Source organism: Streptomyces sp. NPDC036764, assembly GCF_055609385.1.
This window is the reverse complement of sequence record NZ_JBVJPT010000015.1, coordinates 101138-125877: the sequence shown is the minus strand read 5'-3', so window position 1 is coordinate 125877 and position 24740 is coordinate 101138. Positions and strand designations below refer to the sequence as shown.

Sequence of the window (24740 nt, the reverse complement as noted above, 5' to 3'; positions counted from 1 at the left end):
CGATGAAATTCGTTGTTTACGTGACTGAGTACTGCGGATTTCGCAGAAGAGGCGCCAGTGGGGGTGTTGAAAACGTGGGCCTGCCGATTAGGGTGGGTGTCTCAGAGAATGGACAGTTCGACCTGACACAGGAGGCCGGCAGTGAGCACCGAGCTGCGTCGTCTGCGCAACTACATCGACGGTGAGTTCCGGGACGCCGCCGACGGACGGACCACCGAGGTGGTCAACCCCGCGACGGGCGAGGCGTACGCGACCGCGCCGCTGTCCGGACAGGCGGACGTCGACGCCGCGATGGAGGCCGCCGCGCGCGCCTTCCCCGCCTGGCGTGACGCGACCCCCGCCGAGCGCCAGAAGGCTCTGCTGAAGATCGCGGACGCCTTCGAGGAGCGCGCCGAGGACCTGATCGCCGCCGAGGTGGAGAACACCGGTAAGCCGATCGGCCTCACGCGGTCCGAGGAGATCCCGCCGATGGTCGACCAGATCCGCTTCTTCGCCGGCGCGGCGCGGATGCTGGAGGGCCGCTCGGCCGGCGAGTACATGGAGGGCCTGACCTCCATCGTGCGCCGTGAGCCGATCGGCGTCTGCGCGCAGGTCGCGCCCTGGAACTACCCGATGATGATGGCCGTATGGAAGTTCGCCCCGGCCCTCGCCGCGGGCAACACGGTCGTCCTGAAGCCGTCCGACACGACCCCCGCGTCGACGGTCCTGATGGCCGAGATCATCGGCTCCGTCCTGCCCAAGGGTGTCTTCAACGTCATCACCGGCGACCGTGACACCGGCCGCATGATGGTCGAGCACTCCACGCCGGCGATGGCCTCCATCACCGGTTCCGTGCGGGCCGGCATGCAGGTCGCCGAGTCGGCGTCGAAGGACCTCAAGCGGGTCCACCTGGAGCTCGGCGGCAAGGCGCCGGTCGTCGTCTTCGAGGACACCGACATCGCCAAGGCCGTCGAGGACATCTCCGTCGCGGGCTTCTTCAACGCCGGGCAGGACTGTACGGCCGCCACGCGCGTCCTCGTCCACCACTCCATCCACGACGAGTTCGTGCAGGCGCTCGCGAAGGCCGCCGCCGACACGAAGACGGGCCAGCCGGACGACGAGGACGTGCTCTTCGGCCCCCTGAACAACCCGAACCAGCTCAAGCAGGTCTCCGGGTTCATCGAGCGGCTGCCCGCCCACGCGAAGGTCGAGGCGGGCGGTCACCAGGTCGGTGACAAGGGGTACTTCTTCGCGCCGACCGTCGTGTCCGGGCTGAAGCAGGACGACGAGATCATCCAGAAGGAGGTCTTCGGGCCGGTCATCACCGTGCAGTCCTTCACGGACGAGGCGCAGGCCGTCCTGTGGGCGAACGGTGTCGAGTACGCGCTCGCGTCGTCGGTGTGGACCAAGGACCACGGGCGCGCGATGCGGATGTCCAAGGCGCTGGACTTCGGCTGCGTGTGGATCAACACGCACATCCCGCTGGTCGCGGAGATGCCGCACGGCGGGTTCAAGAAGTCCGGGTACGGCAAGGATCTGTCGGCGTACGGGTTCGACGACTACACGCGGATCAAGCACGTGATGACGTCCCTGGACGCATAGGTCGTACATCGCCTGCGGGTGCGTGGGGGCTGGTCGCGCAGTTCCCCGCACCCCTTCAGGGCGTGATCGACAGGGTGTCTGCTTGGCACCGTTCCGCTTGACGGGGCGTCCATTGCAGGGCCCTCGGCAAGGGCGGCATGCTGCGGCAATGGCCCTCCCACCGATGAACTCCCCGCTGTCCCGCCGGAATCTGCTGCGCACGCTCGGTGCTGGCACCCTGCTCGGGGGACTCGCCGGATGCGGTGTGCGGCCCGCCTATGTGTCGCCCGCCGACCGGGCCGCCACCGATGTCTCCGCCACCGAGAAGCGGCTCAACTGGGCCAACTGGCCGCTGTACATCGACACGGACGACGAGAACGCGACGCGCCGGCCCACGCTTGAGGCGTTCCAGAAGCGCACGGGCATCTCCGTCGACTACGTCGAGGAGATCAACGACAACGACGAGTTCTTCGGCAAGATCAGCCCCGCCCTGATGAACCACCAGCGCACCGGCCGCGACCTCATCGTCATCAGCGACTGGATGTGCGCCCGGTTCGTACGGCTGGGCGGGGTGCAGGAAATGGACCGGACGCGTCAGCCGAACGTGACGAAGTACCTGGACCCGCTGCTTCGTTCACCGGCCTTCGACCCCGGACGGAAGTTCACCGTGCCGTGGCAGTCCGGCATCACCGGCATCGCGTACAACCGCCGCCGACTGGGCCGCGAGATCCGCCATGTCTCCGACCTGTGGGCGAGCGACCTGAAGGGCCGGGTGACCCTGCTCTCCGGTCTCGACGAGGCCTTCGCCCTGCTCATGCAGGGCAACGGCGTCGACATCACCCGCTGGACGGCGGACGACTTCCACACGGTCTGCGACCAGGTCGAGAAGCAGATCGGCCGGGGCCAGATCCGCCGCTTCACCGGCAACGACTACATCAAGGACCTCGCCGGCGGAGACGTCCTGGCCTGCCAGGCGTACTCGGGCGACGTCATCCAGCTCCAGGCGGACGATCCCGACATCCGCTTCGTCGTCCCCGAGGAGGGCGCCGAGCTGTGGTCGGAGTCCCTGATGGTCCCCAACCTCGCCCGCCACAAGGCCAACGCCGAGCGGCTGATCGACTACTACTACGAGCCCGAGGTCGCCGCCGAACTGGCCGCCTGGGTCAACTACGTCTGCCCCGTCCCCGCAGCCCAGGACGTCCTCGCCTCCGCCAAGGACGCGGAAACCGCCGCCCTGGCCGAGGACCCGCTGATCTTCCCCGACAAGGCGATGCGCGAACGCCTCGCCATCGCGCGGGACATCACGTCGGAGGAGCGGGTGGAGTTCGCCAAGCGGTGGAACGCGATCGCGGGGTTGTAGGGGCCGCGTACCAGCGCTCCTACCAGTGACCCTGCCGGTGCACCGCCGTACGGCCCACCGTCGCCGCCAGTTTGCGCAGCCGGCGCCAGTCCAGGCGCGGTCCGCGCTGGGGGACGCCGGGGCGTTTGCGGGGGACGCGGACGCGCAGGGCGCCCGAAGTGATGCGGATGTGGACCGGGGCGGGCAGCACCAGGGCCTCGCCGTCGATGCCGGCCTCGATCTCCTCGCGGTCGGCCTCGATGACCACCTCGGTCGCGGTCAGGATGCTGAGGCCGGGCGGCGCGGGGTCGAGGAGCAGGGCGGCGGCCTCGGCCGCGCTGTCCACCCTGATGCCCAGGACGCCGAGGACGGCGGCGTCGAGGCGGTCGCGGCGGCCCAGCCCGAAGGGGTCGTCGGTGCGGTAGGGGTTGTTGCTGACCAGCACGGCATGCGGAGCGTCGAGCGTGGTGCCCGCCGCCCGGACGGTCAGCAGCGGGCCCTGCTGACGGGTGAGCAGGTCGGGCAGCAGCTCCAGGCTCGTGCCGATCTTGTCGTCGCGGTAGCCCGGGCTCTGCACGATGGCCGCGTACGCCCCGAAAGAGGCGTTGTTGACGAAGGGCCGACCGCTGGCGAAGCCGAGGTCGACGCGCAGTTCCACGCCGTCGACGAGCGCGTCGAGACAGGCGGCGGGGTCCTCGCGGTCGAGGCCGAGGTCCATGGCGAAGTGGTTGCGGGTGCCGGCGCTGATCACCAGGAACGGGATGTCGTACGCGGCGGCGACGGCCGCGACCAGCGCCTGGGTGCCGTCCCCGCCCGCGACACCCAGCAGGTCCGCGCCCTCCGAAACGGCCTTGCGGGCCAGGGCGGTGACGTCCTGGTGCTCCTCGGGGTCGAGGAGGACGACCTCGGCGCCGAGCCGTTCGGCCTTCTCCTTGAGCGCGAAGCGGTCCACCTTCCCGCCGCCCGAGCGGGGGTTCATGATCAGGACCGCCCGCCGGGGCGGTGCCGCCTTGCGCCCGCGCATCACCCGCACCCGTGGGCTGCCCGTGCCCCGCAGCGCGTACCGGCCGCTCCACACGGCCACCGTCCACAGCGCCACGGACACCAGCAGCGCCCAGAACAGGGTGGCCGCGAACAGCGCGATCACGGCGGCCGGTACGGCCAGGGCCACGACGCCCGCCACCCAGCGCACCGGTCCGCGCAGCGTCAGCGTCCACCACACCGCCACCGCGCTGAGCCCCATGCCCGCCGCGCCGGCCACCAGCAGCAGAACGCCGCCGACCCCGCCGTAGGCGAGCGGCACGAGCACCGCGAGCCCCGCGGCAGCCAGCGCTGCCCGCGCCGCCCACCGCTGCCCCCGGTAAGCCCGTTCGCTCAGGTCCAGGCCCATGCATCCTCCCTCGTCGGCGGACATCGTAGGGCCGGAACGGGCCGCATCGCGGCCGGCGGTGTGGGTTCTCCTGCGGAAACCCGTTTTGAACGTGTTCAACTCCAGGCGTACGCTCCTCCCATGAGCGACAGAGCCGCCCTGCTCAAGGGCATCCGCGTCTGGCTGGCCTTCTTCGTCGTCTGCCTGGTGCTCAGCGGCGCCACGGCCTTCCCCCTCGTCCACGAACTGCGCTGGACCGAGGACCTGCTGCGCGCCCTTTCCGTGCCGGACCACCTCCCCGGCCTCATGGAGTGGATCGAACGCGTCCGGCGCGGGGTCGAGACCGCCGACGCCGACCACCCGTTCCTGCTCTACGGCACCGACTGGCTGGCCTTCGCCCACCTCGTCATCGCCGTCGCCTTCTACGGGCCGTACCGCGACCCGGTCCGCAACATCTGGGTCGTCGAGTTCGGGATGGTCGCCTGCGCCGGCATCATCCCGCTGGCCCTGATCTGCGGGCCGATCCGCGACATCCCCCTGTGGTGGTCGCTGATCGACATGTCCTTCGGCGTCTTCGGAGTGATCCCCCTGTACGTCGTGCGCAAGAAGATCAAGCGACTGGAGGCGCTGACCGAGCCGTCGGCGCCCCCGGCCGCTGCCGCCGCCGTCAGCGGTTGAACGCCGGGAAGGCGAAGCGCTGGGCGATGGCGAGGCCGTCGCCCTTCGCATCGGTGGAGTTGACGGAGTAGACGACCGTCCGGGACAGGTCACGGGTGGCCGCGACCACGGTGTGATAGCCGGGGCGGGCACCCGTCTTGCCCCAGATCTCCTTGCCGTTGAGGTCGTAACGCTCCAGCGCGGCACCCATGGTGGCCCCCTCGATGTCGGGGACCGTGAACATCTCCTCCAACTGCGGCTCGGGCACCACCTGGCCGCGGAACAGTGCGAACAGCAGCCGCTCCAGGTCGGCCGTCGTGGAGATCAGGTCGCCGGCCGCGAACCGGTCGGACATGTTCCACTCGGTCACGTCGACCAGGTGGCCGTCGATCCAGTCGTAGCCGCGGTTGTGCGGCCCGTGGACCCGCGGGTCGGGGCCCGCCGGGAACGAGGTGTGCCGCATGCCGAGCGGGCGGAAGATCCGTACGGCCGCCTGATGGGCGTAGGAGTCGCCGGTGACCTTCTCGATCAGCAGGCCCAGCACGGTGTAGTGGATGTTGCCGTACCGCTGGAACTCGCCGGGCGCGTGGTCCGGGTCGGGGCCCTTCGCGACCGACGCGGCCACCACCTCCTGCGGGGTCAGCGTCTCGAAGCGGTGCGGGTAGCCGTCGTCCACGTCCTCGCCGAGGGACGCCCCGGGCTGAAGGCCGCTGGTGTAGTTCAGCAACTGCCGTACGGTGATGGGCGCGAAGTCGTTCGTGAGCAGGCCGGGCAGGTAGTGCTGCACCGTCCCGTCGAGCGAGATCCGCCCCTCGGCGGCGAGTTGCAGCACGATCGCCGCGGTCACGATCTTCGTCGTGGAACCGGCGCGGAAGCGGGCGTTCTCCAACGCCGGCGCCCCGGTTCTCATGTCCCGCACGCCGGCCACCCCGTGCCAGGTCCCCTTGCCGCCCACCCGGATCAGTGCGGCCGTGGCGTCCTTGTCGGGCAGCCCGGCCAGTGCGGCGCACAGGGCCTTCACGTCCGGGCCGTTCGGCGACGCGGCCTCGACCGCACGCGCGGAGCAGGACGAGGGTGGCGCGGGCCGCGCCGACGCCGTCCCCGCCAGCGGTATCGCGGTGAGCGTCAGCGCGAGCGCGGAGGTGAGGAGGGTGGGCAGGGGGCGTACGGGCATCAGGTGCTCCTGAGATCGGTCGGTGGGAGGTCCGTGATCATCGTCGCCGCGGCGCGGGCCCGTCCGGATCGTCGGCGAGGAGGGGCTCGGACCCTGGGGCGGCCCGGAGCAAGTTCCCTACGGAGTAAGGGTGTTGTAGGGGATCGTCCTTACGGGCCACCGGACGCGGTGCCACCGGCCGGACCGAAAAAGTGTTATCGCCGCCCCCTTCACCCCGTCTCCACTCGCGTCCCCCCCCCCCCGCCCCCCACACCCGGGAGCCCCGATGTCCCGCCCGTACCCGAAGCGGAATGTGATCTCCGATATAGCCAAAGGTGCAGGTCCGGCTGAGAAGGTGCGTGCGGGCGGCGAATGACCCGGGAGAGGACGTACGTGGACGGGAGAGCCGGCCGGCAGTGGCGCTCCACCATCGCGGCGGCGCAGGCCGGTGACCGGCAGGCGCTGGACGAGTTGGTCGAGGGCTGGCTGCCGCTGGTCTACAACGTGGTCGGGAGGGCCCTGAACGGCCATGCCGACGTCGACGACGTCGTCCAGGAGACCATGCTGCGCGCCGTCGACAACCTCGGCTCGCTGCGCGACCCGGACAGCTTCCGCTCCTGGCTCGTCGCCATCGCCATGCGGCAGATACGGGATCGCGCCCGCCGCAGACAGCCCGCGCAACTCGACGAGTCGGCCGCGCGCGAGGCCTCCGACTTCGCCGAACTCACCGTCCTGCGGCTCCGGTTGGAGGGGCAGCGGCGCGAGGTCGCGGAGGCGGTGCGCTGGCTGGACGAGGAGGACCGGCAGTTGCTGTCGCTGTGGTGGCTGGAGGTCGCGGGCGAGCTGACCCGGCGGGAACTGGCCGCGGCGGCCGGGATCAGCCGGCAGCATGCCGCGGTGCGCGTGCAGCGCGTGAAGGAGCGGCTGGAGACCGCGCGCGGCATCGTGCGGGCGCTGGACGGCGCCTGCCCCGGCCTGCGCGAGCTGACCGCCCGCTGGAACGGCCGGGCCGACTCGGTCTGGCGCAAGCGGCTGGCCCGGCACATCAGGGGCTGCGGCTACTGCGGCGACACCCGCGAGGCCGTCGTACCGGCGGAACGCCTCCTCGTCGGCATCGCGCTCGTCCCCGTCCCGGTCGGCTTCACACTGGCCCTGGCGTTCGGCGGCAAGACCGCGGCCGCGGCGACCGCGGCCTCCGTCGGCTGGTCCGCCAAGGTGATGGCCGCCCTCACCCAGCCCGCCGTGGCGGTGACGGCCGGCGCGACACTCGTCGCCGGCGGCGCCTACGTCGTCACCCAGACCCCCGACGCGCCGCCCCCGCGCGCGGCCGCCCCCACGGCGGCGAGCACCGCCCGCCCGCCGTCCCCCCTCCCGTCCGCGTCACCGACGCCCACACCCTCGCCCACGCCCTCCGCGTCGCCGTCGGCCACGCGGAAGACCGAGCTGTACGGCACTGTCGTCGACGCCGTCGACCGGGCCCCCGACCCGGACGCCGAGCCCGCCGCCCTGCCCCGCCGGCCCGAGTCCGGCGTCACCAGCACCGGCGGCGCGCACGCAGTGATGAACCACCGCGGCGACAGCGTCACCCTCACCGGCCGGGGCTATGTCCTCGTCCGCTGGCAGATCTCGCCGGGGTACCGGGCGGGCGGCCTGGTCATGCCGGCCTGGACCGGGCTGAAGGGCAGGCTCTTCCACGTCGCCTCGGGCGGCGGGCGCCGTATGGACGACCGCGTCAGCGACACCGACGACTCCGCCACCGGCATGGGCAGTTCGACCACCGGCTACGCCGTACTGCCGCCCGGCACCCAGCAGATGTGGCAGAACGAGTGGTTCTACGTCGACGGCAGCGTCACCCTCATCCAGAACGAACGCGGCGCCGACTACGGCCTCAGCGTCTTCCCGTCGGACTGGGACGCGGTGCACGAGGACATCACCCACGGTCCGCCCGAGGGCGCGACCCGCTACGGCCTCGTCCGCGACACCGGCAAGGACGACGCCCCCGTACCGCAGTACGTCACCCGCTCGACTCCCGCGGACGCGGCGACCGTGCCTCAGGAGTCCCGCGTGTAGCGCTGCGCGGCCGCGCCTCGCGCTTCCAGGAGGACGCCGAGGCGGTTCGTGGTGATCGAGTCGACGCCCAGGTCCAGCAGACGGCGGATCGAGCGCCGGGTGTCAGGGGTCCAGACGGACAGCAGATGGCCGCCCCGGTGGACGCGCTCGGCGAGGGCGTGGTCGACCAGCGCGAACCGGTAGTTCAGCCAGCGCGGACGCACCGCGTCCAGCAGGGCGGGGCGCGGCGGCGCCAGCGTCGTCCAGGTCAGGGCGATCTCGGCGGCCGGGTCGGCCTCCCGCACGGCGAGCATGGCGGCGGCGTCCGCGCAGTAGTACACCCGGTCCTGCGCCCCGCACTCCCGCACGACGTCCACGATCCGGCGGGCCGTGCGCACATCGGGGGCGCCGGGCAGGTCGAGCATCACCCGGCTCCCGTCGCACACCGCGAGAGCCTGCGCCAGCGTCGGCACCCCGCCCTCGGTCAGCCCCCGCACCTCGGCCTCCGACAGCGCGCGCAGCGGCCGGTCCTGCTCCCACAGACGCTTCAGCGTCTCGTCGTGCAGCAGCACGGGCACGCCGTCCTTGGTGAGGCGCACGTCGATCTCCACCGCGTCCGCGCCCAGGGCGAGCGCGGAGCGCAGGGAGTCGAGCGTGTTCTCGCGGACGCGATAGGGGTCGCCGCGGTGGGCCACGGCGGTCACGTTCAGCATGAGGACATTCTGGGGGCGGGGGCCGGCGTGGAGACGTGCGAGGGCGGGCGGTTCAGGGCGCGAGCCACTTCGCCGTGTACGTGTCGATCTCCTCGGCGATCCGGGCCTTGCCGGACTCGTCGAGGAAGGACGCGGTGACGGCGTTCTTCGCGAGGTCGGCCAGACCCCGCTCGTCGAGGTCGAGGAGGCGGGCGGCGACGGCGTACTCGTTGTTGAGGTCGGTGCCGAACATCGGCGGGTCGTCGGAGTTGATCGTGACGATGATCCCGGCCTTCGCGAACTCCTTTATCGGGTGCTCGTCCAGGGTGCGCACCGCGCGCGTGGCGATGTTGGAGGTCGGGCACACCTCCAGCGCGATCCGGTGCTCGGCGAGATGCGCGAGCAGCTTCGGGTCCTGCGCCGAGCTGGTGCCGTGCCCGATGCGCTCGGCACGCAGGTGGGTGAGGGCGTCCCAGACCGTCTCCGGGCCGGTGGTCTCACCGGCGTGCGGCACCGAGTGCAGTCCGGCGGCGATGGCCCGGTCGAAGTACGGCTTGAACTGCGGCCTCGGTACGCCGATCTCGGGACCGCCGAGCCCGAAGGAGACCAGGCCCTCCGGGCGCACCCGGTCGTCGGTGGCGAGCCGCGCGGTCTCCTCGGCGGATTCCAGACCGGCCTCGCCGGGGATGTCGAAGCACCAGCGCAGCACGGTGCCGAACTCGGCCTCGGCCGCCTTGCGGGCGTCCTCGATCGCCGCCATGAAGGCGCGCTCGTCGATGCCGCGGCGGGTGGAGGAGAACGGCGTGATGGTCAGCTCGGCGTAGCGCACCTGCTGCCGGGCCAGGTCACGGGCCACCTCGTAGGTCAGCAGCCGTACGTCCTCCGGAGTGCGGATCAGGTCCACGACGGACAGGTACACGTCGATGAAGTGGGCGAAGTCCGTGAACGTGAAGTAGTCCGCCAGGGCCTCCGGGTCGGTGGGGACCTTGGAGTCGGGGTGGCGGGCGGCGAGTTCGGCGACGATGCGGGGGGAGGCGGAGCCGACGTGGTGCACGTGCAGTTCGGCCTTGGGCAGTCCGGCGATGAAAGCGTGCAGATCGCGCGGGACGCGGGCGTCGACGAGATGCTCGGTCAAGGTTCCTCCCCGGGAACGGCGCCTTCCGCCCGGTTCGTGGCCGGCGGGGCGCGGTGATCGGCTGATCGGTGACTCGGGGATCATCGTAGGCCGGTCCCGCGCCGCCGATGCCAGGGCCTTAGCATGACGGCACGTACGACAGAGGGGATCCCGCGCATGTCCGACGACGCGCAGACGCCGGAAGCGCCGGGGGAGGCAGCGCAGACCTCGCTTGACAAGCGGACCTCCCTCGACAAGCAGGACGCGGTGGGGGCGGGTGCCGCCGCGTCGGTGCCGGCGCCGCAGGGCGGTCACCCCTCTGTGGACCCCTGGGCGCCGCCGGCCGCGGATGCGCAGTCGGGGCCCGCCGAGCCCGCTGGTCCCGGGTACACCCTCGCCTCCAACGACACTCCGGCCTGGGCCGCGCCGTCCGTGCATGATCAGCGGACGGTCACCTCGATGCCGTCCTCCGGACCGGCGGGGGAGCCGCAGGATGCCGTGCCTGCGCCGCAGTGGGTCAATCCGTCGCCGGGGCCGCACGGCGCGCACGGGCCGGCCGACTCGGCGCCGAACCCGTTCGCGCCGCCGGGGGCCACGCCCGCGGATCCGTTTGCGCCGCCGGGGGCCACGCCGGTGAATCCCTTCGCGCCGCCGACGGCATCCGTCCCCTATGCCGCTCACGGCGAGCCCGTTCCTCCGCCGCCGATCTCACCCGAGGGGCCCGGGCAGGTTCCGTACGGTTATCCGGGCGGGGCCGGTTATCCGGCCGTCGGTCCGAGTGGGCCCGGTTATACGGCCGTCGGTCCGAGTGGCCTCGGCCCTGGTTATCCCGCCCCTGGTCCGGGTGGCCCCGGCTACTACGGATGGCCCGGGATGCCTCCTCTGCCGAGCAATGGCATGGGTACGGCCGGCCTGGTCCTCGGGATCATTTCGGCCGTGATCTTCTGTCTGTGGCCGGTGGCCATCATCGTGGGTGTGCTGGCCGTGATCTTCGGGGCGGTCGGGCGTGGGAAGGCGCGACGGGGTGAGGCGACGAACCCCGGTCAGGCGTTGGCCGGGATCATCTGTGGGGCGGCGGGTGTGGCTCTGGGGGTGGGGATGCTGGTGGTCGTGATCGCGGCTGGGCCGTAGCGGCGAGGCCGGGTCTTTCTCGCCCCCGCCGCCCCTGCTCTCCCCACTCTCGGCTTCGCTCGAGCGGGGGGACCCCCATCGCCCCCGGGGGGGCTGCCGCCCCCGGACCCCCGCATCGGCCCTGAACGGGCCTCGTCCTCAAACGCCGGACGGGCTGAAAGATGCGGGCCTGCCGTTGAGAGTGAGCGTCGGCCGCGCCGGACGGGCTGAAAGAACACGCCGGACGGGCTGAAAGAGCCTGGCCAGCCGCGTCCTCGGACGTCGGACGGCTGAAAGAACCTGACCAGCCTTGTCCTCCGACGCCGGACGGGCTAGGAAGCCAGACGCAGTCTCTCCCGCGCCTCCATCAACGCGAACCCCAGCAGATTCGGCCCCCGCCACCGCTGAGGATCGCCGGCCCCGTCATCCCCCGCGGCCAGTCCGATCCCCCACACCCGGTCCACCGGGCTCGCCTCCACCAGCACCCGGTCCCCGGTGCCCAGCAGGAACGCCCGCAGTTCCGGGTGCGACGCGAACTTGTGGACCGATCCCTCGACGACTATGCGGAACCGCTCCCGCTCCCATGCCGCGTTGTCGAACCCCCGCACCAGCCGCCCGGCCTTCTTCGCCAGGGAGGGGTGGTCCGCGGACAGTGCCTGCCGCTCCGCGTCCGGGTCTCCGAAGAGGCGGGCCTTCTCCGCCATCATCCAGTGCTCGGCGGTCGCATAGGACACGCCGGACACCGTGAAGGGCGACGGCCACCACTGACTCAGACAGCTCGCGCCGACACGGCTGTCGGGCAGCGGTCGGTGTCCCCAGAAGTGGAGATACTTGACCCTCGCCCCCGAGCGGACCTCCTGGATCAGGACATCCCAAGAATCGATCTTCGCCATGTGGCCGAGTCTGGCACGCACCACCGACATTCCGTCCTCGGTTTTCCAGGCCCACTCGACACCTGGTCGACAGATTCCGTCGCGTAACCAAAAGGCAACAACGGAATCACTTGTTGGAGTCCCTCTGCTCTGTCAGGATCGGCACTCAATTCGAGCCCGAGCCACGCCGGCCCCTGACGGGCACGGAGGGAGCGACATGCACAACCCGGGCACCGCCACCCCGGAACGATTCCCGGCCCAGGACCGCTTCGCGGACGGCGCGCAGTTCATCGCGGGCCGGTATGCGAAGGGGACCTCGGGGCGTACGCACGCCGTCGTGGACCCTGCCACCGGCGAGGAGGTGTACACCTACGACCTGGCCGGTGCGGATGACGTCGACGCGGCGGTCGCCGCCGCCCGCGCCGCCTTCCCCGGCTGGGCCGGTGCCACCCCCGGCGAGCGCTCCGACGCGCTGCACCGTTTCGCCGCCGTGCTCGCCGAACGTGCCGAGGAATTCGCCCGCGCGGAGTCCCTCCAGTGCGGCAAGCCGCTGAAGCTGACGCGTGAGTTCGACGTCCCGGGGACTACGACGCCGCCGTCGCCCGGCTCCAGAAGGCCGTCGACAACAAGCAGATCCGCCGGTTCACCGGCAACGACTACACCTCCGACCTCACCAGCGGCGACTTCGCCGCCTGCCTCGCCTGGGCCGGTGACGTCGTACAGCTCAAGGCCGACAGCCCGGACATCGACTTCCTGATCCCGGACAGCGGCTACATGACGTCGAGCGACAACATGCTCGTCCCCAACAAGGCCCGTCACAAGACGAACGCCGAGCGGCTGATCGACTACTACTACGAGCCGAAGGCAGCGGCCGAGCTCGCCGCCTACATCAACTACGTCTGTCCCGTGGACGGCGTGAAGGAAGAGCTCGCGAAGATCGACGAGGACGCGGCGAACAACCCGCTGATCCTCCCCGACAAGGCCATGCAGGCCGCCTCCCGTGCCTTCCGCTCACTGAGCTCGAAGGAAGAGACGGCCTACGAAGAGAAGTTCGCGAAGCTCACAGGGGCGTGACCACACCATGACCAACGACACCAGCGGCGACGTCCGCCTCTCCGGCATAGCCAAGACCTACGGCTCCTTCACCGCCGTGCACCCGCTCGACCTGACCGTGCCCCAGGGTTCCTTCTTCGCCCTGCTCGGCGCCTCCGGCTGCGGCAAGACCACCACCCTGCGCATGATCGCCGGTCTGGAGGAGCCCAGCGCCGGCACCGTCCACCTCGGCGACCAGGACGTGACCGCGCTCCCGCCGTACAAGCGCCCGGTGAACACGGTCTTCCAGTCCTACGCCCTCTTCCCGCACCTCGACATCTTCGAGAACGTCGCCTTCGGCCTGCGCCGGCGCGGCATCAAGTCGGTGAAGAAGCAGGTCGAGGACATGCTCGACCTCGTCCAGCTCGGCGAGCAGGCCCGCAAGAAGCCGCACCAGCTCTCCGGCGGCCAGCAGCAGCGCGTCGCCGTCGCCAGAGCGCTGATCAACCACCCCAAGGTGCTCCTCCTGGACGAGCCCCTCGGCGCCCTCGACCTGAAGCTGCGCCGCCAGATGCAGCTCGAGCTCAAGCGCATCCAGACCGAGGTCGGCATCACCTTCGTCCACGTCACGCACGACCAGGAGGAGGCCATGACGATGGCCGACACGGTCGCCGTGATGAACGCGGGCCGCGTCGAGCAGCTCGGCTCACCGACCGACCTCTACGAGAACCCGCGCACGACCTTCGTCGCCAACTTCCTCGGCACCTCCAACTTCATCGAGGCCGAGGTCGACTCCAAGAGCGGCGGCGACATCGTGCTGAAGGCGGGCGGCGGCAAGCTGGTCCTGCCCGAGGCGCGGTGCAGCGCACCCGCTTCGACCGGCGGCAAGGTGCTGGTCGGCGTGCGCCCCGAGAAGATCTCCCTCATTCCCGCCGAGGACGCCGGCGAGATACCCGAGGGCCGCAACCGCATATCCGGCAGGATCGCCGACTCCTCTTTCATAGGCGTCTCCACGCAGTACGTCATCGACAGCCCCGTCTGCCCCGAGTTCGAGGTCTACGCCCAGAACATCGACCGCGACACCCGGCTCGTGCCCGGCGCCGAGGTCGTCCTGCACTGGAACCCGGCGCACACCTTCGGCCTCGACGCCGCCCAGGACATCGACGCCGGCATCCAGGAAGAGGCGGCGGTCTGATGGCGACAGTCACCGAGGCGCCACCTCTGGCGCCAACCCCCGACCAACCGAAACCACCGCGCAAGAGGGGGCGCTGGACGCCGTACTGGCTCCTGCTCCCCGGCATCCTGTGGCTGCTGGTCTTCTTCGCGATGCCGATGATCTACCAGGCCTCCACGTCCGTGCAGACGGGCTCCCTGGAGGAGGGCTACAAGGTCACCTGGCACTTCGCGACCTACTGGGACGCGCTGTCCGAGTACTACCCGCAGTTCCTGCGCTCGGTGCTCTACGCCGGCTCGGCGACCATCCTGTGTCTGCTCCTCGGCTACCCGCTGGCGTACCTCATCGCCTTCCGCGCGGGCCGCTGGCGGAACCTGATCATGATCCTGGTGATCGCGCCGTTCTTCACCAGCTTCCTGATCCGCACCCTCGCCTGGAAGACGATCCTCGCGGACGGCGGCCCGGTCGTCGGCGCCCTCAACACGCTGCACATCCTGGACGTCACCACCTGGCTCGGCATGACCGAGGGCGACCGCGTGCTGGCGACGCCGCTGGCGGTGGTCTGCGGTCTGACGTACAACTTCCTGCCGTTCATGGTCCTGCCGCTCTACTCCTCGCTGGAGCGGATCGACCCACGGCTGCACGAGGCGGCGAACGACCTGTACGCCAGGCCGGTCACCACCTTCCGCAGGGTCACCTTCCCGCTGTCGATGCCGGGCGTCGTCTCCGGCACGCTGCTGACCTTCATCCCGGCGGCCGGTGACTACGTCAACGCGGACCTGCTGGGTTCCACCGACACCCGCATGGTCGGCAACGTCATCCAGACGCAGTTCCTGCGGATCCTGGACTATCCGACGGCCGCGGCCCTGTCCTTCATCCTCATGGCCGCCATCCTCGTCATGGTGACGCTCTACATCCGCAGGTCCGGCACGGAGGATCTGGTTTAAATGACCGTCGTCAACTGGCTCAAGCGCAATCTCGTCGTCATCGCGGGACTGCTGACGCTTGCTTATCTGCTGCTGCCCAACGTCGTCGTGACGATCTTCTCCTTCAACAAACCGAAGGGGCGTTTCAATTACCAGTGGCAGGAGTTCTCCACGGCCGCCTGGCAGGATCCGTGCGGAGTCTCCGACCTGTGCGGCTCGCTGTCGGTCAGCCTCCAGATCGCGTTCTGGGCGACCCTCGGCGCCACGCTGCTGGGCACCCTGATCGCCTTCGCGCTGGTTCGCTACCGCTTCCGCGCACGCGGCGCCGTGAACTCGCTGATCTTCCTGCCGATGGCGATGCCCGAGGTCGTCATGGCCGCCTCGCTGCTCACCCTGTTCCTCAACCTGGGTGCCCAGCTCGGCTTCTGGACGATCCTCATCGCGCACATCATGTTCTGCCTGAGCTTCGTCGTCACCGCCGTCAAGGCGCGCGTGATGTCGATGGACCCGAGGCTGGAGCAGGCCGCGCAGGACCTGTACGCAGGACCGGTCCAGACGTTCGTCCGGGTCACCCTGCCGATCGCCGCCCCCGGCATCGCGGCGGGCGCGCTGCTCGCCTTCGCGCTCTCCTTCGACGATTTCATCATCACCAATTTCAACGCGGGCTCCACCGTCACTTTCCCGATGTTCGTCTGGGGCTCGGCCCAGCGCGGAACGCCCGTTCAGATCAATGTCATCGGTACGGCCATGTTCATCGTCGCCGTACTGTTCGTCCTGGCCTCCATGGCCATCGGAAACCGCCGTAAGAAGCAAAAGGCATAAGCACCTGTAGGGAGTTGAAATCATGGCCCCAAGCGCCATGAGTTCTGGCCATCACTGGACGAAATCCCTTTCCGACGCCCAGCCGGTCCCGTACTGGCTGGACGACCCCGGCCGACCCCATCCCGAGCCCGCGCTCACCACCGCCGAGACCTGTGACCTGCTGGTCGTCGGCGGCGGCTACAGCGGACTGTGGACCGCGCTCATCGCCAAGGAGCGCGACCCGCAGCGGGACGTCGTCCTGGTCGAAGGCCGTGAGGTGGGCTGGGCCGCCTCCGGCCGCAACGGCGGCTTCTGCGCCGCCTCCCTCACCCACGGTCTGCCCAACGGGCTCACCCGCTGGCCGGACGAGATCCACAGGCTGGAGGAGCTGGGCACCCGCAACCTCGACGAGATCGAGAAGGCGGTCGCCCGCTACTCCCTGGACTGCGACTTCGAGCGCACCGGCGAGATCGACGTCGCCACCGAGACGTACCAGGCGTGGGAACTGCGCGACTGGTATGAGGAGCTGCGCGAGAAGGGCCTCGCCGACGGCGTCGAGTTCCTGGACGCCGAGGCCGTGCGCGCCCAGGTCGACTCACCGACCTTCCAGGCCGGCCTCTACGACCGCCGTGGCGTCGCCATGGTCGACCCGGCCAAGCTGGTGTGGGGACTGAAACGGGCGTGCATGGACCTCGGCGTCCGCGTCTACGAGCACACGCCCGCCCTCACCCTGAAGCCGTACGGCGCCGGCATGGCCGTGAGCACCCCGTACGGCCGGATCCGCGCCCGCCAGGTCGCGCTCGGCACGAACATCTTCCCGAACCTGGTCAAGCGCGTGCGCGCCTACACCGTCCCGGTCTACGACTACGCCCTGATGACCGAGCCGCTCACCGAGGACCAGCTCGCGTCGATCGGCTGGAAGAACCGCCAGGGCCTCGGCGACTCGGCGAACCAGTTCCACTACTTCCGCCTCTCCGCCGACAACCGCATCCTGTGGGGCGGCTACGACGCGATCTACCCCTACGGCGGCCGGGTGCGCGCCGAGTACGACGACCGCCCGGAGACCTACGCCAAGCTCGCCGGGCACTTCTTCACCTGCTTCCCGCAACTGGAGGGCATGCGCTTCACGCACGCGTGGGGCGGCGCCATCGACACCTGCTCGCGCTTCTCGGCGTTCTTCGGCACGGCCCACCAGGGCAAGGTGGCCTACGCGGCGGGCTTCACGGGGCTCGGCGTCGGAGCGACCCGGTTCGGCGCGGACGTGATGCTGGACCTGCTGGCGGGGGAGCGCACGGAGCGCACGGAGCTGGAGATGGTCCGCAAGAAGCCGCTGCCCTTCCCGCCGGAGCCCTTCGCCTGGACCGGCATCGCCCTCACCAAGTGGTCGCTGGCCCGCGCGGACGCGCACGGCGGGCGGCGCAATCTGTGGCTGAAGGCGATGGACAGGCTGGGCCTGGGCTTCGATAGCTGACGCACGGCTGGCTGATGTGACCCAGATCACAAAGGATCGGTGGCGAAAACTCGCGTAATGACTGCCGGGTGACCTCCCTCTCCCTCGTGACGCGATCGGCGTCCACGACAGAAAAGGGAGGTCACCGTCATGACAGGGGCGAAAACGGCGGTCGAGTGGCTGGCGTCCGTGGCTCCGAATCCCGAGGCCTGCCGCTGGGAGTGGGAGCGCAATCCCCTCGGGGTGGCGCTGCTGCCCGCCGGCAAGGCCTGGGACGTGCTCATCCTGCCGGGCGAGCTCGGCTATCCCACCCTCGACGTCCTCACCCGCATCATCGACCAACTCGGGCCGGTCCTGGTCGACTTCGGCGACTCCCGGATGGGCTTCTTCGTGCCGCCCGGCACGGCCGCCCGCTGGCTCGGCACCGGCATCCGCACGGCCGGGCCCGGCACCTGGATCGTCGTGCCTTACCCGGGCCGGGCCGCCGGCGCGGTGCGCTGGCTGGTCGCGCCCGACGGCACCGGAACCCTCACCGACCCGGCCCTTCTCGAACTGGCCATGCACGAGGCTGCCGCCGGGTTGGCCGATGACGACTAAGGAGGGTGCCGCGCCGGGTTGTCGGTCGGCCGCGGCTGCGTCGTGGCTGGTCGCGCCCACGCGGCGGAGCCGCAAGTAGATACGGCCCCGCGCCCCTTGCGGCGCTTGTCGAACCCGGTGACAGGTCTTGACAAGCCGATTGGTCTGGACCAAATTGGGCGCGCTCCACCCCCTCCAATTCCCCCATGCCCGGAGGCACTTGTGGATCGCTTCAGACCGCTCGCCTTCCTGATCGCCGCGGCACTGACCCTGCCCGGCCTCACCGCGCTCTCGTCGGCCGCCCGTGCGGCCGACGCCGATCTCGCCCGCAACGGCGGCTTCGAGTCCGGCCTGGACGGCTGGACCTGCACGGCCGGTACGACGGTCAACTCCCCTGTCCGCAGCGGTGCCTCGGCGCTCCAGGCGACCCCGGCCGGGAGCGACAACGCCCGGTGCGCGCAGACGGTGACCGTGAAACCGGACTCCCAGTACACGCTGGCCGGATACGCCCGCGGCGCCTACGTCTACCTCGGCGCGAGCGGCACCGGCACCACCGACGTCTCCGTATGGACCCAGTCGGCCCCCGCCTGGCAGCAGCTCACGACGACCTTCCGCACGGGCCCCTCCACCACCCGCGTCACCATCTACACCCACGGCTGGTACGGCACCGGCGCCTACCAGGCCGACGACATCTCCCTGGTCGGCCCCGGCGTGGACCCCGGCCAGCCGCCCGCGGCACCGACCGGCCTGAAGACGGGCGCGATCGCCGCGTCCAGCATCGCCCTGTCCTGGTCGCCGGTGGCGGGCGCGACGAGTTACGCGGTCTACCGCAACGGCACCAAGGTCCAGACGGTGACCGGCACTTCGGCGACCGTCGGCGGTCTCTCGCCCTCCACCGCCTACAGCTTCCAGGTCGCCGCGGTGAACGACGCGGGCGAGTCGGCGAAGTCGGCCACGGTGACCGCGACGACGACCGCGGGCACCGGCAGCCCCGTGGAGCTCCCGGCCCACGCCCTGGTCGGCTACCTCCACGCGAGCTTCGCCAACGGCTCCGGCTACACCCGCATGGCCGACGTCCCCGATAGCTGGGACGTCATCGACCTGGCTTTCGGCGAACCCACCTCGGTCACCTCGGGCGACATCCGCTTCGACCGCTGCCCGGTGGCGGAGTGCCCGAACGTCGAGTCCGACGCCGACTTCAAGGCTGCCATCAAGGCCAAGCAGGCGGCAGGCAAGAAGGTGCTGATCTCGATCGGCGGCCAGAACGGCCAGGTCCAGCTCACCACCACGGCCGCGCGGGACACCTTCGTCACGTCGGTCTCGAAGATCATCGACGAGTACGGCCTCGACGGCCTGGACATCGACTTCGAGGGCCACTCGCTGTCCTTGAACGCCGACGACACCGACTTCAAGAACCCGAAGACGCCGGTGATCGTCAACCTCATCTCGGCCGTGAAGACCCTGAAGGCCAGGTACGGCGACAACTTCGTGCTGACGATGGCCCCGGAGACCTTCTTCGTCCAGCTCGGCTACCAGTACTACGGCACCGGCCAGTGGGGCGGCCAGGACCCGAGAGCGGGGGCGTACCTCCCGGTCATCCACGCCCTGCGCGACGACCTCACGCTCCTGCACGTCCAGGACTACAACTCGGGCCCGATCATGGGCCTCGACAACCAGTACCACTCCATGGGCGGCGCCGACTTCCACATCGCGATGACCGACATGCTGCTGACCGGCTTCCCGGTCGCGGGCAACGCGAACAACGTCTTCCCGCCGCTGCGCCCCGACCAGATCGCGATCGGCATGCCCGCCTCGACCAACGCCGGCAACGGCTATGTCGCCCCGGCCGAGGTCACCAAGACCCTGGACTGCCTCACCAAGAAGTCGAACTGCGGCTCGTACGCGACCCACGGCACCTGGCCGGCCCTGCGCGGCCTGATGACATGGTCGATCAACTGGGACCGCTACTCGAACTGGGAGTTCCAGCGGACGTTCGACGGCTACTTCGGCTGAGAACGGCCGTCGCGGGCGAGGAACAGCCACAGCAGCGAGACGAGCACCGTACCGAGGCACCAACTGGCCACCACGTCCAGTGGCCAGTGGTAGCCGCGCCGGACCAGGCCGAAGGCGACGCCCAGGTTCAGGGCGGCGCAGACGGCGAGGGCGGTGCGGCGGGCGAGTGCGGTGCGCAGCCAGGGGAGGAGGAGCAGGGCCGCGGCGCCGTACGCGACGACCGCCGTGGCCGTGTGGCCCGACGGGTAGTAGCCGGTGGCGGGCGGCACGGCCGGGGTGCCCGGGCGGTCGGTCAGTTCCTTGAGGGGCACGATCAGGGCCGGGACCAGGGCCATCAGGAGGGCCGCGGCGGCGGCCGGCCACCACCAGTGGTCTGTACCAGTAAGGCGATGCCGCCAGGTGACGTACGCCAGGACGACCGCCAGAACCGGCACCGCGACCGGCACGTTGCCGAGGTCCGCGAGGAGTTCGGAGAGGCGGTCGGGGTGGATCAGGGCCCGGCTGGCCGCCTCGTCGAGGTCGGCCAGCGGGCCGTCGGCCATCACCTGCCAGGTGATGAGCGCGAAGAGAAGGGCCGGAAGCCCGAGAAGGAGAAAGAGGGAGGTCGGCCGCCCCGGAACAGGGGGGGTGGTTCCGAGGCGGCCGTCCGGATCGGATGGTCGCGCGCCCCGGGGGGTTTGGGGCGGGCGACTGTCCGATCGGTGAGGAGATCCGGAGCCGGAAGCTCCGGGTGTGTGCGCGAGGGCACGACCAGGTCGAAGCTGGGGAGGCCACGGCCTGATGTCGCCCAGAGTCCCCTCTGGGCGGGGTGTATCTCTCATCTGGTTAGAACCTACGACAGGGCGAAGGCGTTAGACAGACGGAATCGCGTCCTGACATCCACCTCGCACACCTTCTTCACACGCTCTGACTAACGCGGCCCCAGCCCCGGAATCGACGTGGTCGTCAGGGCTGGGGCGCATGGGGTTGCCGGGGTGTGAACCCCGTCTCCCACCAGTGGTTTCGCTGTGACCTCAGATGCGGGTGAAGGCCTGCTCGATGATGTCGAGACCCTCGTTCAGCAGGTCCTCGCCGATGACCAGCGGCGGCAGGAAGCGCAGCACGTTGCCGTAAGTGCCACAGGTCAGGACCAGCAGGCCCTCGGCGTGGCAGGCCTTGGCGAGCGCGGCGGTCGCCTCGGGGTTCGGCTCCTTGGTGGCGCGGTCCTTGACCAGCTCGATGGCGATCATGGCGCCACGGCCGCGGACGTCGCCGACGATGTCGAACTTCTCGGCCATGGCGCCCAGGCGGGCCTTCATGATCGCCTCGATGTTCTTCGCCTTGGCGTTGAGGTCCAGCTCCTTCATCGTCTCGATGGAGCCGAGCGCGCCGGCGCACGCGACGGGGTTGCCGCCGTAGGTGCCGCCCAGGCCGCCCGCGTGCGCGGCGTCCATGATCTCGGCGCGGCCGGTCACCGCGGCCAGCGGCAGGCCGCCGGCGATGCCCTTGGCGGTGGTGATCAGGTCCGGGACGATGCCCTCGTCCTCGCAGGCGAACCACTGGCCGGTGCGGCAGAAGCCGGACTGGATCTCGTCGGCGACGAAGACGATGCCGTTGTCGGCGGCGAACTGGCGGATCGCGGGCAGGAAGCCCTTGGCCGGCTCGATGAAGCCGCCCTCGCCGAGCACCGGCTCGATGATGATCGCGGCGACGTTGTCCGGGCCGACCTGCTTGGTGATCTGGTCGATGGCCTGCGCGGCGGCCTCGGGACCGGCGTTCTCCGGACCGGTCGGCCAGCGGTAGCCGTAGGCGACCGGGACGCGGTAGACCTCGGGCGCGAACGGGCCGAAGCCGTGCTTGTACGGCATGTTCTTCGCGGTCAGCGCCATGGTCAGGTTCGTACGCCCGTGGTAGCCGTGGTCGAACACGACGACGGCCTGCCGCTTGGTGTAGGCGCGCGCGATCTTGACGGCGTTCTCGACGGCCTCGGCGCCCGAGTTGAACAGCGCGGACTTCTTGGCGTGGTCACCGGGCGTCAGCTCGGCGAGGGCCTCGGCGACCTCGACGTACCCCTCGTACGGCGTGACCATGAAACAGGTGTGGGTGAAGTCCGCGAGCTGGGCGGACGCCCGGCGTACGACGGCCTCGGCGGAGGCGCCGACGCTGGTCACCGCGATGCCCGAACCGAAGTCGATGAGCCGGTTGCCGTCGACGTCCTCGAGGATGCCGCCGCCCGCGCGCGCCGTGAAGACGGGCAGCACGGAGCCCACGCCCTGCGCGACCGCGGCGGTACGGCGGGCCTGCAACTCCTGCGACTTCGGACCGGGGATGGCGGTGACGACGCGGCGCTCCTGCGGAACTGCGCTCATGAGGGGCTCCTGGGGGTTTTGCTGACGCTTGTCTTGTTCTTTTCTCGCAGGCTAGGGCGGGGAGTGGGGGGTGGGCATGCTCCATGTGGGCGTTGTCAGCGACGTCGGTTGTCCGTGGTGGACATAGCGGCCGGTGTGTGCCCGCTCCGAGTGCCGGAGGATCACCGGAGCGTCTCGGTCCGCTCCGTCGGCCGTGTAAGCGGTGAACTCCCCAGGTGTGGGCGTTAGATTGACTCGCTGATGGTGGATGGCACGGATGGAACGGCTGGTCAGGGGGCAAGGGCGATGGACAGCGACGGGACGCAGGACGCGCGGGGCACACACGCGACGCCTGTGCCGCGTCCGGCGATGCCGCCGGAGGCCCCGGCGGTGCCGCCGCGGCCGACGCGGGCGCCGGGGGCGGGGCCGGACGGCTCGACGTTCCTGACCTGGCTGCGGGCGCCGCGACCTCAGGCACAACCCGGCGTGTGGCGGTTCGCGCATGTGCCCCGGCCGGACCAGGAGCCCGAGCAGATCCCGACGCGACAACTGCTGAGCGGGGCGGTGATCGCGTTCCTGTGCGGGTGGCTGGTCTGGTCGCTGCTGTGGAACGGCTATCTGGGCGGCTGGTGGGTGCTGCCCCTGGAGCTGTTCACCCCGGACTCCTGGCGCGAGAACAACGACCGCGTCGGCAACGCCTTCCTCTGGTACAGCTACTACACCCTCATCGCCCTCGCCATTATGCTCGCCGTCGGCCGCCTCGGCCGCTGGGGCGAGGTCTGGCGGCGTTTCGGGCCGCCCGCCTGGCGTCGTGCCGCCCCCGTGGCCGAGCGGGTGCCCGCCCCCGAGCAGGACCCCGCGTCCTGGCCCGCGCTACGGGCCGGCGGGGCCGTGGACGCCGCCGAGCGGCTTGCCGCCGATGCGCGGTCCGGGCTGATGGGTGACGTGGACTACGCCCGGATCACCCGGGCCTGGCAGGGCGTGCGCACCGGCCGGCACGACCTGCCGGCCTTCAGTGGCGCCGTGCTCAAGGACGGCGCCGCCGCCTGTCTGCACCCCTCCGGAGAGCGCGACCTGTCCGCCCGGGTCGCCCGGCACGACCTCGTCAGCGGCCAGGTGCGGCTCGGCACGACCGCCGACGACCCGCGCAACCCCTACGCCTACCGCGGCACCGGACTCGGCCTCGGACCCGATCTGCTCGGCACCTCCCTGCTCGCGGTCGGGCCGGCCGGCTCCGGCAAGACGGGCACCGTCGTGCGTCCCCTCGTCGAGTCGCTGTGCCTGCACGCGCTGGCCGGGCGGGCCTCCGTGGTCGTGGTCGGCGCGGCGGGCACCGGGCTCGGACCGGCCGACGCTTTCGACGTCGTCGTACGGATCGGGAACCCGGAATCGGTCTACGACCTGGACCTGTACGGCGGCACCAGCGACCCCGACGAGGCGGCCGCCGTGCTCGCCGAGGCGCTCGTCGGGGACCTCGCGGACCCGCATCCCGGCAGTGACAGCCGCCGCTCCACGACCGTGCTGGCCCAGCTCCTCGGACCGTTCCGGGCGGTTCACGACCGCTTCCCGTCCGTGCCGGAGCTACGGCAGCTCCTCGACGGCGCGCCCGGCGCGCTCGGCGCGCTGCGCACGGCACTGGAGGGATCCGGGCAGGAGTCGCTGCTGCGGGAACTGGACGCCCGGGAGCGGCAGTTGGGGCACCCCGGCGATGTGGCGGGCGTGCTCGCGGACCGGGTGGCGCTGCTCGACCGGCCGGCCTTCGCCGGGTTCTTCGACACCTCCGGGCAGTCGCGGCCGTTCACGCTGAAGGCCCTCGACCACCCCGTCCGGGTCCGTATCGACCTGCCCGCGCGCGGACACGCCGAGGCCTCGCCCATGCTGGCGCGGCTGGTGCTCGCGCAGTTCACGGCGAGTGTCGCGGTACGGGAGGACCGGTCGCTGTTCGCCTGCCTGGTGCTGGACGACGCGACCGGGGTCGTGACGCCGGAGGCCGTGCGGGGCATCCAGCGGCTGCGGTCGGGCAACGCGGGCGCGGTGCTCACCCTGCGCACCCTGGACGACGTACCGAGGCCGCTGCGCGGGCCGCTGCTGGGGTCCACCGGGTGCCGCATGGCCCTGGCCGGGGTCACCCCCTGGGACGGGCAGGACTTCGCCGACGTGTGGGGCAAGGAGTGGACCGAGGCGAGGGACGTCACCGACCGGCAGATCATCGCCGAGACCCCGGCCGGCAAGGCGCTGCACGCGGTGCGGCGGGTGATCACCGGCAAGGCGCCGACCGCGCGGGCGGTGACCGTGCGGCAGGTCGAGCGGGAGCGGTGGTCGGCTTCCGAGCTGGCGCACGGGGTGCCGCCCGGGCACGCGGTGCTGTCGCTCACCAGCGTTCAGGGCGAGCACGCGCCGCCGCTGCTGGTGGATCTGCGGGGCTGACCTGGGTATCCGGGCACGAGGCCGCGCGGGGACCGTACGGTGAGGCAGAATCGACACAGGTCGTTCATACAAGGCGGCCAAAAGATCACAGAGATCGCA

General features: G+C 70.8%; 19 protein-coding genes and 2 pseudogenes. 14 read left to right on the top strand and 7 right to left on the bottom strand.

Translation table 11 applies throughout. The features are described from left to right. Window positions 1-141: 141 nt before the first annotated feature. Together ACZ69Q_RS37575 and ACZ69Q_RS37570 are read left to right on the top strand one after the other, a co-directional pair. A complete protein-coding gene (locus tag ACZ69Q_RS37575) occupies window positions 142-1581 on the top strand; it encodes a gamma-aminobutyraldehyde dehydrogenase (RefSeq protein ID WP_471051166.1) in 1440 nt (479 codons plus the stop codon). Window positions 1582-1729: 148 nt separating this feature from the next. Next, the gene (locus ACZ69Q_RS37570) at window positions 1730-2920 is read left to right on the top strand and encodes a polyamine ABC transporter substrate-binding protein (protein WP_471051163.1); all 1191 of its coding nucleotides are present in this window, start codon (window positions 1730-1732) and stop codon (window positions 2918-2920) included. Window positions 2921-2939: 19 nt separating this feature from the next. Here ACZ69Q_RS37570 and ACZ69Q_RS37565 read toward each other — a convergent pair whose 3' ends face one another. Next, window positions 2940-4289, bottom strand: coding sequence for a diacylglycerol/lipid kinase family protein (locus ACZ69Q_RS37565; protein ID WP_471051160.1), 1350 nt, complete (start codon window positions 4287-4289; stop codon window positions 2940-2942). A 120-nt stretch (window positions 4290-4409) separates the two neighbouring features. Between ACZ69Q_RS37565 and ACZ69Q_RS37560 the strand changes: the two genes are divergently transcribed. Beyond that, window positions 4410-4946 (top strand): hypothetical protein, encoded by a 537-nt coding sequence (locus tag ACZ69Q_RS37560; RefSeq protein WP_471051158.1) that lies wholly within the window; start codon window positions 4410-4412, stop codon window positions 4944-4946. Here the strand turns inward: ACZ69Q_RS37560 and ACZ69Q_RS37555 are convergent. Beyond that, complete coding sequence (locus ACZ69Q_RS37555) at window positions 4936-6099, bottom strand: serine hydrolase domain-containing protein (protein WP_471051155.1); 1164 nt, start codon at window positions 6097-6099, stop codon at window positions 4936-4938. The genes ACZ69Q_RS37560 and ACZ69Q_RS37555 overlap by 11 nt on opposite strands. Before the next feature lie 351 nt (window positions 6100-6450). Here ACZ69Q_RS37555 and ACZ69Q_RS37550 point away from each other — a divergent pair, with 351 nt between their 5' ends. Then, window positions 6451-8148, top strand: a complete 1698-nt coding sequence (locus tag ACZ69Q_RS37550; protein WP_471051152.1) for an RNA polymerase sigma factor — start codon at window positions 6451-6453, stop codon at window positions 8146-8148. Here the strand turns inward: ACZ69Q_RS37550 and ACZ69Q_RS37545 are convergent. Together ACZ69Q_RS37545 and ACZ69Q_RS37540 are read right to left on the bottom strand one after the other, a co-directional pair. Next, a complete protein-coding gene (locus tag ACZ69Q_RS37545) occupies window positions 8130-8840 on the bottom strand; it encodes a glycerophosphodiester phosphodiesterase (protein WP_471051150.1) in 711 nt (236 codons plus the stop codon). The genes ACZ69Q_RS37550 and ACZ69Q_RS37545 overlap by 19 nt on opposite strands. Window positions 8841-8892: 52 nt before the next feature. Further along, entirely contained in the window at window positions 8893-9954 is a 1062-nt protein-coding gene (locus ACZ69Q_RS37540; RefSeq protein WP_471051147.1) for an adenosine deaminase, read from the bottom strand. 156 nt (window positions 9955-10110) lie between these two features. Between ACZ69Q_RS37540 and ACZ69Q_RS37535 the strand changes: the two genes are divergently transcribed. After that, window positions 10111-11064, top strand: a complete 954-nt coding sequence (locus ACZ69Q_RS37535) for a DUF4190 domain-containing protein (protein ID WP_471051144.1) — start codon at window positions 10111-10113, stop codon at window positions 11062-11064. A 311-nt stretch (window positions 11065-11375) separates the two neighbouring features. On the opposite strand, the gene ACZ69Q_RS37530 is transcribed toward ACZ69Q_RS37535, so the two are convergent. Continuing rightward, window positions 11376-11966: an NADAR family protein gene (locus tag ACZ69Q_RS37530; RefSeq protein WP_471051141.1), complete on the bottom strand. Its 591-nt coding sequence runs from the start codon at window positions 11964-11966 to the stop codon at window positions 11376-11378. A gap of 166 nt (window positions 11967-12132) precedes the next feature. Here ACZ69Q_RS37530 and ACZ69Q_RS37525 point away from each other — a divergent pair. The 8 genes and pseudogenes from ACZ69Q_RS37525 to ACZ69Q_RS37490 form a co-directional block, all read left to right on the top strand. Further along, a pseudogene (locus tag ACZ69Q_RS37525) lies at window positions 12133-12501 on the top strand (aldehyde dehydrogenase family protein); the annotation flags it as partial. Next, window positions 12498-12989 (top strand): annotated as a pseudogene (locus tag ACZ69Q_RS37520) (ABC transporter substrate-binding protein); the annotation flags it as partial. The pseudogenes ACZ69Q_RS37525 and ACZ69Q_RS37520, both read left to right, overlap by 4 nt. Window positions 12990-12996: 7 nt before the next feature. Next, a complete protein-coding gene (locus tag ACZ69Q_RS37515; protein WP_471051138.1) occupies window positions 12997-14142 on the top strand; it encodes an ABC transporter ATP-binding protein in 1146 nt (381 codons plus the stop codon). Continuing rightward, the gene (locus tag ACZ69Q_RS37510; RefSeq protein WP_471051136.1) at window positions 14142-15068 is read left to right on the top strand and encodes an ABC transporter permease; all 927 of its coding nucleotides are present in this window, start codon (window positions 14142-14144) and stop codon (window positions 15066-15068) included. The genes ACZ69Q_RS37515 and ACZ69Q_RS37510 overlap by 1 nt, the downstream gene beginning before the upstream one ends. Further along, entirely contained in the window at window positions 15069-15869 is an 801-nt protein-coding gene (locus ACZ69Q_RS37505; protein WP_471051133.1) for an ABC transporter permease, read from the top strand. Between the two features lie 22 nt (window positions 15870-15891). Next, on the top strand, window positions 15892-17319 hold the full coding sequence (locus ACZ69Q_RS37500) for an NAD(P)/FAD-dependent oxidoreductase (RefSeq protein WP_471051131.1): 1428 nt from the start codon (window positions 15892-15894) through the stop codon (window positions 17317-17319). A gap of 129 nt (window positions 17320-17448) precedes the next feature. Beyond that, a complete protein-coding gene (locus ACZ69Q_RS37495) occupies window positions 17449-17895 on the top strand; it encodes a hypothetical protein (protein ID WP_471051129.1) in 447 nt (148 codons plus the stop codon). Between the two features lie 201 nt (window positions 17896-18096). Then, window positions 18097-19887, top strand: coding sequence for a chitinase (locus ACZ69Q_RS37490; RefSeq protein ID WP_471051126.1), 1791 nt, complete (start codon window positions 18097-18099; stop codon window positions 19885-19887). Here the strand turns inward: ACZ69Q_RS37490 and ACZ69Q_RS37485 are convergent. Together ACZ69Q_RS37485 and gabT are read right to left on the bottom strand one after the other, a co-directional pair. Beyond that, window positions 19875-20678: a phosphatase PAP2 family protein gene (locus ACZ69Q_RS37485; RefSeq protein ID WP_471051486.1), complete on the bottom strand. Its 804-nt coding sequence runs from the start codon at window positions 20676-20678 to the stop codon at window positions 19875-19877. The genes ACZ69Q_RS37490 and ACZ69Q_RS37485 overlap by 13 nt on opposite strands. A gap of 222 nt (window positions 20679-20900) precedes the next feature. Beyond that, window positions 20901-22235: a 4-aminobutyrate--2-oxoglutarate transaminase gene (gabT, locus tag ACZ69Q_RS37480; RefSeq protein ID WP_471051123.1), complete on the bottom strand. Its 1335-nt coding sequence runs from the start codon at window positions 22233-22235 to the stop codon at window positions 20901-20903. A gap of 285 nt (window positions 22236-22520) precedes the next feature. Here gabT and ACZ69Q_RS37475 point away from each other — a divergent pair, with 285 nt between their 5' ends. Next, window positions 22521-24641: an ATP-binding protein gene (locus tag ACZ69Q_RS37475; RefSeq protein WP_471051121.1), complete on the top strand. Its 2121-nt coding sequence runs from the start codon at window positions 22521-22523 to the stop codon at window positions 24639-24641. Window positions 24642-24740: the final 99 nt, after the last annotated feature.